Genomic DNA, 15,768 nt, shown 5'->3' on the forward strand with positions numbered 1-15,768 from the left:
ACCATGTTGTTGATTCACTGGATATCAGCGGGCTGATCAACCAGTACAAGGGGGGAGGAACAACAGCTTATCATCCACGGATGTTGTTGAAGATCTTACTGTATGCCTATAGTGTTAAGATATACACGGGGCGCAGGATAGCAAGGGCTTTGCGGCAGGACATTCACTTCATGTGGTTATCCGGTATGAGCCGGCCCGATTTCCGAACGGTCAATAACTTTCGCAGTTCAAAAGCAAAGGAGGTAATAGAACAGCTATATTGCCCTAAGCTACAATATCTTATCGAAGGAGAAAGAGCAATAAACGGATAAATTACTTTCTTTGCAAGGCTTGTATCTTTCCAGAATAATGAGCTATAAACTGGTTTTTAGGTTTATACTGATTGGCGTAATGGCCTGGTTCCTCAGTATTATCGGTTTTATCAGTGCAGCAATATTGGTTTCTTTTGATCCGGTTGCAGCTATATGGTGGATTGTTGGCGTCACTGCTTATCTTTTCTTTTGGTTCGCAGTGATTCTTTTGATCATCAGATTAAATCAAAGTTCTGTACACAATGCCCTTTATCTTTTAGGTACATGGTGTTTTTTCTTAGTTCTTTTGCCCGCTTTATGTAATGCCATTGTCCGTTTATATTATCCTATTCCCTTGAAAACCGATGCCGCTGTTGCATTAAGGGAAAATAGTGAATCGGTTTGGGCCTTGCCGCGTAAAATTCTTATAGACACCTTTTACCTGAATAACCCAAAATACAGGCATTTAAGGACGACTTCAGATACGAGCGAAAACAGTAATAAACGTTTTGCAGCCTATTACGATCTTTTGGGACGCCGAATGACAGCGGTTGCTAAAAATTATAACCAGTATTCTGAAAAACAAAATGCTGTAGCCAATAAGCTAAGCTGGATTAATCCGGCAACGAAAACTCAGTATATATTGAACGGAATCTCTGAGACCCGACTGAAAGATTAACTCTCGTATCAGGGCCAGGTAAACGCTTTTCAAAAGAAATGGGTTGATTTTATGAATGATTACATCATAGCAGATAAAAAGCTAAGCCTAAATGATTTAAAAAACTTACCTGAATTCAAATTTAAGTCAGCAGATGATAAAAATCAGCAGATTCTGCTTGGCATTTTATACCTGTTTGCTGTCGGTGTATTCATTATCTCCATTGCCACAAAATTCCGTATTAAAATTTAAATCACACAACATACAACCAATCAATCACACCAAAAAAATGAAGAAAAAGTTTTACATCATCTTGTTCTTATTGACTTCGATACAACAGGTTTATGCCCAGCACGAAAAGCGGAGTAAACTGGTACAGGATTCTACTGCCAAAGTACGCCAGCTTAACGAAGTCCGTATCGATGGTCAGAAAGCAATCAAACTAAAAAAAGATACTTTATCTAATAGTTTAAGAATGCAGGTTCCGCTACTACAGATGCCACAGAATATTATCAGCATTTCTTCTGCGTTGATACAGCAACAAGGCGGGTTACAATTAAAAGATATGGCCAGAAATGCCAGTGGTGTATATTTTGGGTACAACAGTTCACCTTTCGATAACTCGGCGTCGATAAAAGTGAGGGGATTTAATGCTGCAACGACTATTAATGGCATGCCCAACCGATTGGTTTTAGGTGCAACGCTTGATGATGAAGCACTTATCGAGAACCTTGAATTTGTTAAAGGACCAGCAGGATTTATCAGTGCATTGGGCGAGCCAGGCGGAACGCTGAATATTGTAACGAAATCACCTAAAGAAAAATTGCTCAATGTAATGGTCACAGGAGGCAATTACAATTTCTTTCGTGCTACAGCAGACATCGGGAGTGTTTTAAAAAACAAAGGATTTTCGTATCGCTTCAATACGGCTTTTCAGCATCAGGATTCGTACCTCAACTATATGAAAACGACCAAGTATGTCATTGCACCGGTATTACAATATAATTTTAGTCCACGTACTTTTTTAATTGCGGAATACAATTACATCCGTGGGGAGGTAAAGAATGGCTCTTCCATCAATAAATTACGTCAGGATCAAGATGTATTGCAAGATCCGATCAGCTTAAATTTCAGTGCAGGAATCGGTTTGCCCCTAAGCGTTTCACAAACACACACCTTCAGGTTCAGTGCCGTTCATAAATTCAACGAAAACTGGCAGCTTACCTCACAATCGAACTTTGTGAAGGCACCTGCCAACCAGTGGTATATGGTATCGGCTAACAACCGGACATCTATCAGTTTTAATGCGCAAGGAAAAACCAATCGCATTGCCAGCAATTCCAATATATTGGGCGAGACCTATAACACCAACCTGTTTTTGTCGGGTAAATTTAAAACGGGTACATTTAAGCACACACTATTGATCGGTAGCGATTATACTACAGGTAAAGATTCGCTATCAACCTATTACGGAAGCAACTCCTTCCCTTTCGAAAGGAATAATCCAAATTTTTACGTAGATGCAAATACTGTGGGCATCACTAAAAGATCGATCAGACAGGAAAATCACATTCACTATTCAGCAGCCTATGTTTATGATAATATCGCTTTTGACAAATTTTTGCTGACCGTTGGCGCGCGTTATACGGATTACCGCAACCGAAATATTTTAACTACCACAAGAGGTCCGCGTGTGCCAGATTATTACAGGCAACATGCTTTTTCGCCACGTGCTGCATTCAGTTTTATGCCTGATTCAACTTCATCGGTCTATTTTCTGTACGATCAATCATTTGTTCCCAAAACGGGTCAGGTGGTTACCGAGACTACTGATGGGCCACAGGCCGGGCAAAAGACGGTTACCGCATCAAAACCGGTTGAGCCTGAGCTGGGCAATAATTATGAATTGGGTATAAAAAAGAACTGGTTTAACGGCCGTTTATTAACAACTGTAAATGGTTTCCATACGGTAAAAAGAAATGTGGCGGCAAGAGATTTCAGAAGTTATGCAGCTGCTGCCGGAGCCATAGCCTATTATCTTCAATTGGGTGAGGTAGTAAGCAATGGTTTTGAAGTGGATATAATCGGCAATATTACCGATCGTTTATCACTGATCACGAATTATACCTACGTAGATGCCAGAATAACCAAAGATAATAACCTCGATCCGACGCCTGATAACCCATCGATTGTAGGACAGAAGATGCCAGATGTACCACAACAAGTATTTAATACCTGGCTACAATATAGCTTTCCCGTGAGCGGTTACCGTAAAATTTCTGTTAGCGCAGGACAAAGCACCATTACCAAACTTTCTGCAATCAGTCAACGAGATACCTACCTGCCTAACTATACTAAATTTGATGCTGGCTTGAGTTTTAGCAGTCCAAAATATATGTTCCGGATAATTGCAGATAATTTAACCAATAAACGCTATATGGCATCCGGCGACATTACTACGGATTTTCCGTATTCGGGCAATAATTATTTCTTTGTTGAAGGAGAACCATTTTCCATCAGACTTTCATTAGGCGTTAAATTTTAAGCTATACACAATGTTAGAAGCCATTGGATTAACCAAAAAATACGGGGAACATATCGCTTTAAATAACCTGAATCTAAAGGTAGAAGCCGGAGAAGTATTTTGTTTGCTCGGGCAGAATGGAGCCGGAAAAACCACTACCATCAACCTTTTTCTTGGTTTCACAGCAGCCAGCAGTGGAGAAGCCAGAGTAAACGGTATGGTGGTTAGCCCAGATAATGAGCGTACAAAACAGTTTTTAGCATATATTCCAGAAGTGGTGATGCTTTATGGTCATTTAAGCAGTATAGAAAACCTCGATTTTTTTAGCCGTATCGCAGGTTATCAATATAAAACAAGCGAGCTTGAAGCATTTTTGCTTCAGGCTGGCTTACAACCGGAGGCTTTTCGTAAACGGGTGGGTAATCACAGTAAAGGGATGCGGCAAAAAGTAGGGATAGCCATTGCGGTAGCTAAAAATGCCAAAGTTATTTTAATGGACGAGCCTACAAGTGGCCTCGACCCAAAGGCAACAGATGAATTTAGCGAAATTGTGAAACAGCTCTCGCGGGATGGACGCAGTGTTTTTATGGCTACTCACGATATTTTTAATGCGGTTAATGTGGGTACCAGGATTGGGATTATGCGTCAGGGATCTCTTGTACATACGTTAGCTGCCAGTGATATTTCGGCAGCAGATCTTCAGAAATTGTATCTGGAAACGATTTGATTCCAGAAAAATCGTCATCCCAGGGTATCAATCTGGCGTAACCCCTGATCCGATAATTATCGGATTTATTCGAGGGGCTTTATTTACCAGGTTTAATATTCTGCGATGACGAAAAATGGTTTCTTTTACTTTAGGAAAAATTCTTGGTTTAAAGATCCTTCATTGCCTTCAGGATGACACTTCAAAATTATATCTCGTAACTATATACTGATCTTATCGTATCTCTTAAGTTATATTTGGAAGCCATTACCTCTCCATAAGCGCCGGCACTCCGGATCGCAAAGATATCGCCTCTAAACGATTCAGGTTGTTCCACTTCTTTGCCAAAACAATCAGTGCTTTCGCAAATTGGGCCAACGATATCGTATTTTACGACTTCAGACTTCGGACTTCCGGCTCCGGACTGACTAAGATTCTCTATTTTATGATAGGCTTGGTACAAGGCCGGACGCATCAATTCGGTCATCCCCGCATCTAAAACCACAAAATTTTTCTTCTTTCCGTTTTTAATGTATAATACACGGCTAATTAACGAAGCCGACTGACCAACCAATGCCCTACCCAATTCAAAATGTACTTCCTGCCCGGGTTTAACGGCTAAAAATTCGTTAAAAATCTTGAAATAAGATGCAAAGTCCGGAATCTGGTGATCAGGATTATAGTAATCTATCCCTAAGCCGCCACCAACATTTAAAACTTTAAGGTTAAATCCTTTATCCTCAAACCATGTTGCAAATTCATTTACGCGTACGCAAAGGTTTTTATACACGTCGAGATTGGTAATCTGCGAGCCGATATGGAAATGGATGCCAATAAATTTAAGGTTTGTGGAAGCTTTTAGGGTTTCTGCACATTCAGGTAAATCCCATGAATTGATCCCGAATTTATTTTCATCCAGTCCGGTAGTAATGTTGTGGTGTGTATGTGCATCAACATTAGGGTTGATTCGAATGGCTACCTGAGCGGTCTTACCTTTTTTTGCCGCAAGCTCGTTTAATACCTCCAATTCCTGGATAGATTCTACGTTAAAACAGAAGATATCAAGATCCAGGGCCTCATTAATTTCCTTATCTGATTTACCTACCCCGGCAAAAACAATTTTGTTATGGTCGAAACCAACCTCAACCGCTCTTCTTACCTCGCCAGCACTTACACAATCTGCTCCAAAACCAATCTCTTTGATCTGATTTAAGACCACAGCATTGAAATTTGCCTTGAGGGCATAATGGATATGAAATTGATATAGAGCGGCAGCATCTGCACAGGTACGCAGAGTTTTTTGCAACAGATCGGTATCATAGTAGTAAAAAGGCGTTTCTATATTGTTAAACTTTGCTATATCTTTATCGGCGAACATGTTCAAATTCCTTATTATAATTTTAATTTTATTCTTTGGGCTAATTTATTTGGGTAATTACCTGGATTTAAAGCATGGAAGAATTACCCGGAAACAATACAATGGGAAAATCCGATTTTTTATCGTATTACTGCTATTAGTCTTGTTCCTTTTATTTATCAAAAAATGAAGATAGCGGCAGCCCTATTTGTTATTCTTATTCTTTCTGCAGGATTGTATAACTCTTACAAAAAATATAGAAACGGGTTATTACCAGCAAACTTTATGGCTTTTCATTACCTCATCGGATTGCTAGTTATAGCTGGTGCTTTTTTCCTCTTATTCGAATAATCTGTTATGCAAACTTCTTAAAGCCTCTGTTTTATATTCGCTTAATATTAAAAGTGAAACATTATAATTGCTTCCGCCATAAGAAATCATACGAATCGGGATATGTTTTAAACCTTCTAAAACCCTGCTGGCGAAACCATGTTTCTCTGAACCGAAGTCGCCCACTACACACACAATACTGTGGTTGGTATCTACCTCAACAGTTCCAAAACTTTCCAGTTCTTCAATAATCTGCGGCAAGTGCGCCGTTTCATCAATGGTTAACGATACCGCAACTTCAGAGGTTGTAATCATATCAATCGGTGTTTTGTAACGCTCAAAAACCTCGAAAACACGGCGTAAGAAACCGTAAGCCAACAACATACGGCTCGATTGGATACGGATTGCGGTAATTCCATCTTTAGCGGCAATTGATTTGATTTTGCCTTTTTCGCTGTTATGGGTAATTAAGGTACCTGCAGCCGACGGTTCCATTGTATTGAGCAGACGAACCGGAATTTTATATTTCTGCGCCGGGAAAACCGATTGTGGATGCAAAATTTTTGCTCCAAAATAAGCCAGCTCGGCTGCTTCATCAAATGATAACTGCGCAATTGGTTTCGTGCCTTTAACAATACGTGGATCATTATTGTGCATGCCATCAATATCCGTCCAGATCTGCACTTCTTCGGCCAGAATGGCGGCACCCAATAAAGATGCGGTATAATCGCTACCACCGCGGCGAAGGTTATCCACTTCACCAAAACTGTTGCGACAGATGTAACCCTGTGTAATAAATAATTTATTGTCTTTATGCTGCTCCAGCAATGGCATTAAGTGTTTTGTAGTAAACGGAATATCAGGCTCATTATCTTCATCCGTTTTCATAAAATCCAAAGCGGGCAACAGTACCGAGGGTACGCCGATAGATTTTAAATAAATATGGTATAAGGTGGTAGACAACAGCTCACCTTGTGCCAATACTACTTTCTCTTCGATTGAAGTGAAAATATCATTTGCTAAGCCTGACAGGAAATTGAAGTGATAATCGATCACTTCGTTGCCCTGCTCCTGAAATTCGGCGGCAGGCAATAACTCCACCACAAACGTTTTATATTTTTGATATAGGTTTTCTACACATTCACTTCCCTTCTTCTTATCTCCAGCTAAAAAATGCGTTGCAATTTCTACTAAACTATTTGTAGTACCGGATACGGCTGATAAAACTACAATCTGCTCTTCATTTGGATTAATGATATCCAACAACTTCGTCATGCGCTCAGGACTACCTACAGAGGTACCCCCAAATTTTAATATTTTCATTTACTTGCCAATTGTTTTAAAGGGTAATAAAACGATCAGGTTTTTATTCCATCCTATGGTTTAAAAATGATGATGATTTTATTTATTTATAAACTGTTTCCAGCCATGATCAAAAGCGGTAACCTTTCTGGTTTTGCAACTATTTTAAAAAAGTTACAATCGCCTCATATTAGTACTGGATTTTCTTTATTATTGTATCGGGGCGTGAAATTAAGCAAAAGCAGCTTAAAAGCAACATCCTCAACAAAATAAAATTTGGAGGTGTGGAAATAAATCGGTTAATACCAAACATCATCCCTTAAAATTTGTTCAACACCAGATATTAAATTTAAAAAAAAAAGCTCAATGCAGGCAATTGACCAATCAACACAAGCCACCATTAATGAGTGGTTAAATGGAAATTATGATGAAAATACCAAGGCTGAAATTCAGTCCCTTGTAGATAAAAATGCAACAACCGAATTAACTGATGCATTTTATAAAAGTTTGGAGTTTGGAACAGGCGGTTTACGGGGCATTATGGGTGCAGGTTCTAACCGGATCAATAAATATACCATTGGTACAGCCACTCAAGGCCTTGCCAATTATTTGAACAATAAATATCCTGGTGAAAAAATCAGCGTGGCCATAGCGCATGATAGTCGCAATAACTCTGATTATTTTGCTAAAATTACCGCAGATGTTTTCTCTGCAAATGGCATCCACGTTTATTTCTTTTCAGCATTAAGGCCAACTCCGGAATTATCCTTTGCGGTACGTCATTTTGGTTGCAAAAGCGGTGTGATGTTAACTGCGTCACATAATCCTAAAGAATATAACGGTTATAAAGCTTATGGTGCTGATGGCGGTCAGTTTACTTCTCCTGATGATAAATTGGTAATTGATGAAGTGAATAAGATTAAAAGCATAGATGAAGTCAGATTCGACCGTGTTGAGGCCAATATTCAACTGATTGGTGAAGATGTTGATCAATTATATTTAGATGGTATCGCCGCACTTTCGATTTCTCCGGAAGCAATCAAAAGACAGCACGATCTAAAAATTGTTTATTCTCCTATTCATGGAACAGGGATTACATTGGTGCCTAAGGCATTGCAACAGTTTGGATTTACCAATGTTACCATTGTTGAAGAGCAAAGCAAACCTGATGGAAACTTTCCAACTGTAGTGTATCCCAACCCTGAAGAAAAAGATGCATTGACCTTAGCGATGAACAAAGCGAAGGAAATAGATGCGGATTTGGTTCTGGCCACCGATCCCGATGCTGACCGTGTGGGTATTGCCGTAAAAGATAATGATGGCGAATGGGTACTGCTTAATGGTAACCAAACGGGCAGTCTGTTAATTAATTACCTACTTTCGGCCTGGGAGGAAAGTGGTAAATTAGACGGCAACCAGTTTATTGTAAAAACCATTGTAACTTCTAACCTGATTGAAGAAATTGCAAAAAAGAAAAATGTAGAATGTTACAATACCCTCACAGGATTTAAATACATCGGCCAGTTGATGACGGAACTGGAAGGTAAAAAATACTTTATCGGAGGTGGTGAAGAAAGTTACGGCTATTTGATCGGTGATTTGGTTCGCGACAAAGATGCAGTGGTTTCTGCCGCTTTCATTTCTGAAATGACGGCTTACTATAAAGATAAAGGTGCTAGTTTATACAATGCCTTATTAGATATGTATGTAGAATATGGCTTTTATAAAGAAGATCTGGTTTCGCTGACCAAAAAAGGTAAATCTGGTGCAGAAGAAATTAAAGCCATGATGGTGAAATTTAGAGAAAATCCGCCTGCAACATTGGGTGGCGCTAAAGTGTCGGTGTTAAAAGACTACGAACTGGGGCAGGAAACAGATTTGGCAAGCGGAAAAGTAACCAGATTGGATTACCCTACTTCGGACGTTTTACAGTTTGTTACCGAAGATGGTAGTATTGTTTCTGCCCGTCCGAGTGGTACAGAACCAAAAATTAAATTTTATTGCAGCGTAAATGCACCTTTGGCAGATAGAAAAGATTTTAATTCGGTTAATGCAAAGCTTGAAGAGAAGATCAAAACGGTTATGGCTGATTTACAGGCATAATTTTAATGCTTAATTGTAGTTGTAGTTGTCACATCGAGCTTGCCGAAACGCCTTTTAAACATTCACAAGAGGTTCTTCGGCTAGCTACCTTTGACATGATCTACTAGTCGGTCGTCATCCGATAGTAATCGGATCTTGTGCATTGGGAAACCTAATGAAAGCGTTTTAAGATTGCCATCAAGCTGGGAATTACGATTTCTTTTTTAGGACTTTATAACCTCAACTGGTCTTAGCGTCTCGCTAAGACCTTTAATTCCTATTTAGGGACGGATTAGTAGGGAGGATTTCGATCAATGCCTTTTTACCTTATGTTTCCAATAGTGAGTGTTATAATTCTTATACTTCTTCTATATCGGGACTTGGTGATGTAAATTTATTTGTCAGAAGTCAGGAGATCTGGTCAGCAGGTATAAAACCGACAATTTTGAACGCTGAACTTCTGAGGTTTTAAGTAATGAACAATGCAAGAGTTCAAAAATTACGGTCGAAATATGTGATGCATATGTTCTATCCGCCCAAACATCCTACTTTCGGTCATCTGACCCCGGACTTTTCCAAACATTAAAGATCTAAATAAATACCTCGTATATTTACATTTTAAAATCACATTATGAATAAAGTCACTATTTATTTAGCTATACTTCTCCTGGCTGTTTCTGTATTTACGGCCTGTAAACAAGAGAGAAAACTCCCTTTTTATGGCGAGCGACACGCAGAAACCGTGAAAGATGCCGCTGGTGTGGAGAAAATTGACACCGTTTACCAAACTATCCCAGCCTGGTCTTTCCTGAACCAGGATAGTGTGATCACAACAAACAAGGCTACTGATGGCAAGGTTTATGTGGCCGATTTCTTTTTCACCTCCTGCACCACCATCTGCCCTACCATGCACCGTAATTTAATGACGGTTTATAATGATTTTATAACCAATCCCGATGTAATGTTTGTATCACACACGATTGATTTTAAATACGATAAGCCTCATGTTTTGAAAAAATATGCACAGAAATTAGGCGTTGATGGTCCGAAATGGCTATTTCTTTATGGCACTAAAGATAGTGTGTATACTTTGGCCGAAAAGAATTACTTAGTCGCCGTTGGCGAAGACAGTACGGCCAAAGATGGTTATATCCACCAGGGTTATCTGGTATTGATCGATAAAGACAGGCGGATCCGTGGTGCTTATGATGGTACGAAAGCAGATCAGGTGGAACAATTAAAAAAAGATATTCCGGTTTTACTAGCGGAATATAAGAAATAATAAGTCGTCATCCCGTCCCGATAGCTGCCGGATTGGGATGACGATTTTCACAACAAACATCCATGCGCAAATACATTATCAATGCCCTCCTTTTTATTTCCCTGGTTGCCATAATTGTTTCCTGCCAGAATCAGGAAACCATTGATCTGCAAAATTACATGTCGAATGGAAAAGATATCTACAAAGCTAAATGTCAGAACTGCCATGGCGAAAATGGTGAAGGTTTGAGGCAGTTAGCGCCTCCGTTAACTGATTCCGTATTTTTAAAGGTAAATAAATCCCGTTTGGCTTGTTTCATCAAAAATGGCGCAAATGAATCCTTAGTTGTTAACGGTAAGGAATATAAGGAAAAAATGCCTGCTTTCCCGGAACTTGCTGATATTGATGTGGCGCAGGTAATGGTTTATATTACTAATTCTTTTGGTAATAAACAGGGATTTGTCCCTTATTCGCAGGTTTCGAAAGATTTGGAGAATTGTAAATAAATATTATTTCGGATATTTAAGGTATGACAACGATAACTCTTCAAGTTCCCGATAGCTTAGGTAAACATGAGCATGATACAGTACGTTTCATCGCAGCCAAACTTTACGAATCCGGAAAATTATCATTAGGTGAAGCGGCTGCTATGGCTGATTTGCCTAAACGAACCTTTTCTGATTTACTTTCTAATTACGATGTTTCGTTAATAAATTATCCTGTTTCAGAAATGTTAAATGATGCAGAAAAAATATGAAATTGTAATCGTTGATACTACCTGCTTCATTTTATTAGAAAAAATTGGTGAGTTTAATCTTCTAAAGTATCTATTCTCAAAAATAGTCACCACAACCTTAATCGCTAAGGAATTTGGTTATCCTTTACCTGATTGGATTGAAATCAGAAGGCCACAAAACACTTCATTTCAAAATTCCTTGGATCTTGACCCCAGTGAAGCAAGTGCTATTGCATTAGCAATGGAATCAAAAAGTTCTCTTCTTATTTTAGATGATAATAAAGGAAGAAAAGCAGCTGAACGGTTATAGCTGCTTTACATCGGTACATCAGGTATAATCTTAAGGGCAAAAAATGTCGGCTTGATTACTTCAGTTAAACCTATCTTTCAAAAATACAACTGACAAATTTAAGATTTTCTCAAAAAGTGCTGAATGAAATATATGAACTAGCAAATGAATAATATTATATCTATTGTCATAACAATTATAAAAACCCATCTTTGCAAAAAATGCAGGTTATTCTATCGCTGTTTCGAGTAAAATCGAAAGAGAGGAAAGTCCGGGCAACGCAGGGCATCCCGCTTTCTAACGGAAAGGGGTTCAGGAATGAAAACCTGAATTACGGATTAGTGCAACAGAAAATATACCGTCCCGGTTTTACATCGGGATAAGGGTGAAAACGTGCGGTAAGAGCGCACGAGCATTGCAGGCGACTGCAGTGGTTTGTAAACCCCGGGAGTTGAAAGACCAAATAGGCTAACGTACGTAGGGCTGCCCGTCCGATGTTAGTGGGTAGGTCGTTAGAGATAAACGGCAACGTTTATAGTAGATAAATGATAGAGTTCCTGAGCAATCAGGAAACAGAACCCGGCTTATAGACCTGCATTTTTTTATTCTTCCAATAGAGTACGCTTGGCTTCTCCAAGTTTAACTTCCTCTTCCTCATCTAATACAGGAAATTTCAGATCAAGGCTTTTTAACTTATCTTCAATAATTTCACTTATGGCCAGCCGTGCAAACCATTTCTTATCTGCAGGAATGATGTGCCAGGGAGATGCAGCCGTACTGGTTTCATTAATAGCATGTTCGTAAGCATTCATATATTTATTCCACAACGCCCGCTCTTTGATGTCTCCCGAAGAAAATTTCCAGTTTTTGGTCGGATCATCAATTCGTTCTAAAAAGCGTTTTCTTTGTTCATTCCGGCTCACATTTAAAAAAAACTTTAAAATAACGGTGCCATTGGCCGTTAGATGGTCTTCAAAATTTTTAATGCTCCTATAACGCTGTTCCCAAAAGTTTTTATTGATTTTTTTAATATCGCTAAAGCCAGCAATATTTTCGTTTAAAATATATTCAGGATGTACCTTGCAGACCAAAACGTTTTCATAGTGCGAACGGTTATGGATCCCTATCCGGCCACGTTCAGGCAGCGCATTATAATGTCTCCATAAAAAATCGTGTTCATATTCTTCTGGTGTAGGGGTTTTAAAACTATAAACCTGGCACCCCTGCGGATTTAGCCCACTCATTACATGATCAATCGCACTGTCTTTACCAGCAGCGTCCATCGCCTGGAAAATAATCAGAACAGCATGTTTACGGGAAGCATATAACTTCTCCTGTAAATGGCTCAGCGCTATTTTCGAATTTACCAGTGCATCTTTAGCTTTTTCTTTGTTATACCCGCCTGTAAAATCAGTTTTATGGTCTTTTAAAGAAAATTTCTGGTCTCCCTGTACAATTAATCCTTTAAATTCGTTTTTCATCATGATATATTATTTCCAGATAAACTGGTGCATCCATAATTTAAATATAGAACTAAAAAATAAGTAAATTAAATCCGTTAATTTGCATACAGAGTTTTTTATATTTAATGCCACAGCTTTTACCTAAAGATTATCTTATCCAATATGTTTAAAGAGATAAAATACAAGTACTTACGTTATTTCGCAATAGTTTTATTTTTCATAATAATTTTCTTTTCCGCCCTGCAGTTAAACTTTTTATGGTTATTTGGCTATTCGCCAAGCGTTCGGGATATTAAAGCACCTACCCTGCGTGTGGGTTCTGAGCTTTACACTGCAGATGGAAAACTGATTGGTAGATACTTTAAAGAAAACAGAACGCCGGTAAATTACAATGATATTGCTCCGAGCGTAATACATGCGCTGGTTGCTACCGAAGACGTGCGTTTTTATAAACACTGGGGTATTGATATACAAGCCGTTGGCCGTGCAGTTATTGGTTTAGGAAAAGATGGCGGCGCCAGTACGATCACACAGCAACTGGCCAAAAACCTTTACCGTATACGTTATAATAAATCGCAGGGAGTATTGGTTAAAATCCCTCTGGTAAGAACCTTGATTATAAAGTTGAAGGAATGGATGACAGCGGTAAAATTAGAAGCCAACTATTCTAAAAATGATATCATCACGATGTATCTGAATACCGTATCTTTCGGGAACAATGCTTACGGTATCAAAACGGCCAGTCGGATTTACTTTGATAAAGAAACAAAAGATCTGGCCACTACAGATGCAGCGATGCTTGTAGGCATGTTAAAGGGCACAACCTTGTATAATCCGACCAAAAACCCTGTAAAGGCTTTGGAAAGAAGAAATGTGGTGCTGGCACAAATGAACAAATACGATTACCTCAGCAAAGATAGCTTAACTCAGTTATCAAAGGAACCTGTTAAATTAAAAGAAGGTAAAATGCAGGACGGCAGTGACGGCGATTCTTATCTGAGGGCAGCTGTGGCAAAATATTTAGAGAAATGGTGTACTGATAATGGTTACGACCTTTACGAAGATGGATTAAAAATTTACACAACCATTGATTCCAAACTGCAAAAATATGCTGAAGAAGCGGTTGCAGATCAGATGAGGATTTTGCAGCGCAGGTTCTATAGTGTGTGGGGCAATGAAGATCCGTGGTACGATTCGGAAAAGCAGAAGGTTGATTATCCGGACAGAGCAATGAAAAACCTTCCCATTTATGCACTTTTACAAAAGAAGTTTCCCAACCATCCGGATTCTGTGACTGCCTATTTCAACAAAAAGAAAAGAATGCAGATTTTCACCTATAAAGGAGATCGCGATACTTTGTTCTCTACCTTGGATTCGATCCGTTATTACGGCAAGATCATGAATACAGGAATGATGACCATGGAGCCTGCAAGTGGTAAAATTAAAGTTTGGGTTGGAGGTATTGATCACAAGTTTTTCAAATACGATCACGTTAACCAGGCTAAACGTCAGGCAGGTTCTACCTTTAAACCATTTGCTTATTTGACCGCTTTAGAGCAAGGGATGAGTCCTTGTGATAAGTTTACCGATAAACCGGTTAAGATTGCTTATCAGGACAAAGGCGAAACGAAATATTGGGAGCCAAAAAATGCCGATTATAGTGTTTCTTACCGTGAAATGAGCTTACGTTGGGCAATGGCAAAATCGGTAAATACCATTACCGCACAGGTAACCGAAAAGGTAGGCTGGGACAATGTGGTAAAGTATGCACATGAATGTGGTATTGATAGCCACTTAGAGTCTGTACCATCTGTAAGTTTGGGATCAAATGACGTTACCGTTTATGAAATGGTAAAGGCTTACGCTACCTTTATGAATAAGGGGATCAAAACAGATCCCATTTTGGTCGAAAAAATTACTGATCAGGATAACAATTTAATTGATGAGTTTAAGCCTAAAACTAAAAGGGTTTTAACAGAAGAAATCGCCTGGTTGATGACCTATATGTTCCGTGGTGGTATGGAAGAACCAGAAGGTACCTCACAGGCATTATGGGAATGGCCAGACCTGTTCAGAAAAAATAATCAGATTGGCGGTAAAACAGGTACCTCATCTGATTATGTAGATGCCTGGTACATGGGACTAACCAAAGATTTGGTAACCGGTGTTTGGGTAGGTTGCGACGAAAGGACGGCCCACTTTAAAAATGGCGAACAGGGAGAAGGCTCCAGAACCGCACTACCTATTTTCGCAAAGTTTATGGAAAAAGTATACCTCGACCCGAATTCAGGTTATACTTACGGTCCGTTTCCAAAAGCAACGGTTGATATCACCAGGACTTACAACTGCCCTAGCCCGCGGATTATCAGAGATACGACATCAACAGACAGTGCAGTGGTAGATTCTACTGACTTTGCCGTACCTGAAACAGAAGAAACCACTATCCCTGTTACTGTGGAACCGGAGGTAAAAAAAGACGAAAAGAAAGCTGAACCTGCTCAAACGTCTGAAACACCAACAGCTCCATTGACTAAAAAAGAAGAAAGAGAGCTAAAAAGACAGCAACGACGCGAAGAAAAAGAACGGAAAAAGAACGAAAATAACCAGCCCTAGTTTTATTCCGGCAACTAACCCGTTATATGATCCATCTTGTCCGGTAAAAAAGCAGTTATTTAAAAATTGTTAAAATTTCAATACTTTTTTAAACAATTGCTATTTTTATTTCCAAAATTCCAACCGTCCATTATTATAAATTATTGAATCATTAATA

Annotated in this window: 13 protein-coding genes, 1 other RNA gene and 1 pseudogene; 12 read left to right on the top strand and 3 right to left on the bottom strand. The window is 39.1% G+C overall.

All coding sequences use genetic code 11. The features are described from left to right. From QZ738_RS07890 to QZ738_RS07905, 4 genes and pseudogenes are all read left to right on the top strand, one after another. A pseudogene (locus QZ738_RS07890) lies at nucleotides 1-260 on the top strand (transposase); the annotation flags it as partial. An 88-nt stretch (nucleotides 261-348) separates the two neighbouring features. Continuing rightward, nucleotides 349-969 carry a hypothetical protein gene (locus tag QZ738_RS07895; protein ID WP_293786337.1) on the top strand — a complete coding sequence of 207 codons (621 nt, stop codon included), beginning with the start codon at nucleotides 349-351 and terminating at the stop codon, nucleotides 967-969. Between the two features lie 268 nt (nucleotides 970-1,237). Beyond that, nucleotides 1,238-3,493 (top strand): TonB-dependent siderophore receptor, encoded by a 2,256-nt coding sequence (locus QZ738_RS07900; protein WP_293786339.1) that lies wholly within the window; start codon nucleotides 1,238-1,240, stop codon nucleotides 3,491-3,493. 10 nt (nucleotides 3,494-3,503) lie between these two features. Further along, entirely contained in the window at nucleotides 3,504-4,199 is a 696-nt protein-coding gene (locus QZ738_RS07905) for an ATP-binding cassette domain-containing protein (RefSeq protein WP_293786341.1), read from the top strand. 187 nt (nucleotides 4,200-4,386) lie between these two features. Here the strand turns inward: QZ738_RS07905 and lysA are convergent, their stop codons facing one another. Beyond that, nucleotides 4,387-5,556 (bottom strand): diaminopimelate decarboxylase, encoded by a 1,170-nt coding sequence (lysA, locus tag QZ738_RS07910; RefSeq protein WP_293786343.1) that lies wholly within the window; start codon nucleotides 5,554-5,556, stop codon nucleotides 4,387-4,389. A gap of 318 nt (nucleotides 5,557-5,874) precedes the next feature. Next, nucleotides 5,875-7,188 (bottom strand): aspartate kinase, encoded by a 1,314-nt coding sequence (locus tag QZ738_RS07915; RefSeq protein WP_293786345.1) that lies wholly within the window; start codon nucleotides 7,186-7,188, stop codon nucleotides 5,875-5,877. A 345-nt stretch (nucleotides 7,189-7,533) separates the two neighbouring features. On the opposite strand from QZ738_RS07915, the gene QZ738_RS07920 reads away from it, so the two are divergent. The 7 genes from QZ738_RS07920 to rnpB all read left to right on the top strand — a co-directional run bounded on the left by QZ738_RS07920 (nucleotide 7,534) and on the right by rnpB (nucleotide 12,138). Then, entirely contained in the window at nucleotides 7,534-9,270 is a 1,737-nt protein-coding gene (locus QZ738_RS07920) for a phospho-sugar mutase (RefSeq protein ID WP_293786348.1), read from the top strand. Between the two features lie 610 nt (nucleotides 9,271-9,880). Next, nucleotides 9,881-10,531 carry an SCO family protein gene (locus QZ738_RS07925; protein WP_293786351.1) on the top strand — a complete coding sequence of 217 codons (651 nt, stop codon included), beginning with the start codon at nucleotides 9,881-9,883 and terminating at the stop codon, nucleotides 10,529-10,531. A gap of 62 nt (nucleotides 10,532-10,593) precedes the next feature. After that, nucleotides 10,594-11,016: a cytochrome c gene (locus QZ738_RS07930; protein WP_293786354.1), complete on the top strand. Its 423-nt coding sequence runs from the start codon at nucleotides 10,594-10,596 to the stop codon at nucleotides 11,014-11,016. A 23-nt stretch (nucleotides 11,017-11,039) separates the two neighbouring features. Then, nucleotides 11,040-11,267 carry a UPF0175 family protein gene (locus tag QZ738_RS07935; RefSeq protein ID WP_293786357.1) on the top strand — a complete coding sequence of 76 codons (228 nt, stop codon included), beginning with the start codon at nucleotides 11,040-11,042 and terminating at the stop codon, nucleotides 11,265-11,267. Beyond that, nucleotides 11,248-11,556, top strand: a complete 309-nt coding sequence (locus QZ738_RS07940; protein ID WP_293786360.1) for a hypothetical protein — start codon at nucleotides 11,248-11,250, stop codon at nucleotides 11,554-11,556. Before QZ738_RS07935 ends, QZ738_RS07940 begins: the two co-directional genes overlap by 20 nt. 27 nt (nucleotides 11,557-11,583) lie before the next feature. Then, entirely contained in the window at nucleotides 11,584-11,649 is a 66-nt protein-coding gene (locus QZ738_RS21300; RefSeq protein ID WP_367268573.1) for a hypothetical protein, read from the top strand. 106 nt (nucleotides 11,650-11,755) lie between these two features. After that, nucleotides 11,756-12,138, top strand: an RNA gene (gene rnpB / locus QZ738_RS07945) — RNase P RNA component class A. On the opposite strand, the gene QZ738_RS07950 is transcribed toward rnpB, so the two are convergent. Next, complete coding sequence (locus QZ738_RS07950; protein WP_293786362.1) at nucleotides 12,138-13,019, bottom strand: polyphosphate kinase 2 family protein; 882 nt, start codon at nucleotides 13,017-13,019, stop codon at nucleotides 12,138-12,140. The two genes, rnpB and QZ738_RS07950, sit on opposite strands and share 1 nt — an antisense overlap. A gap of 141 nt (nucleotides 13,020-13,160) precedes the next feature. Here QZ738_RS07950 and QZ738_RS07955 point away from each other — a divergent pair, with 141 nt between their 5' ends. Continuing rightward, nucleotides 13,161-15,611: a transglycosylase domain-containing protein gene (locus QZ738_RS07955; protein ID WP_293786365.1), complete on the top strand. Its 2,451-nt coding sequence runs from the start codon at nucleotides 13,161-13,163 to the stop codon at nucleotides 15,609-15,611. Nucleotides 15,612-15,768: the final 157 nt, after the last annotated feature.

The organism is uncultured Pedobacter sp., assembly GCF_913776295.1.
Taxonomy (GTDB): domain Bacteria; phylum Bacteroidota; class Bacteroidia; order Sphingobacteriales; family Sphingobacteriaceae; genus Pedobacter.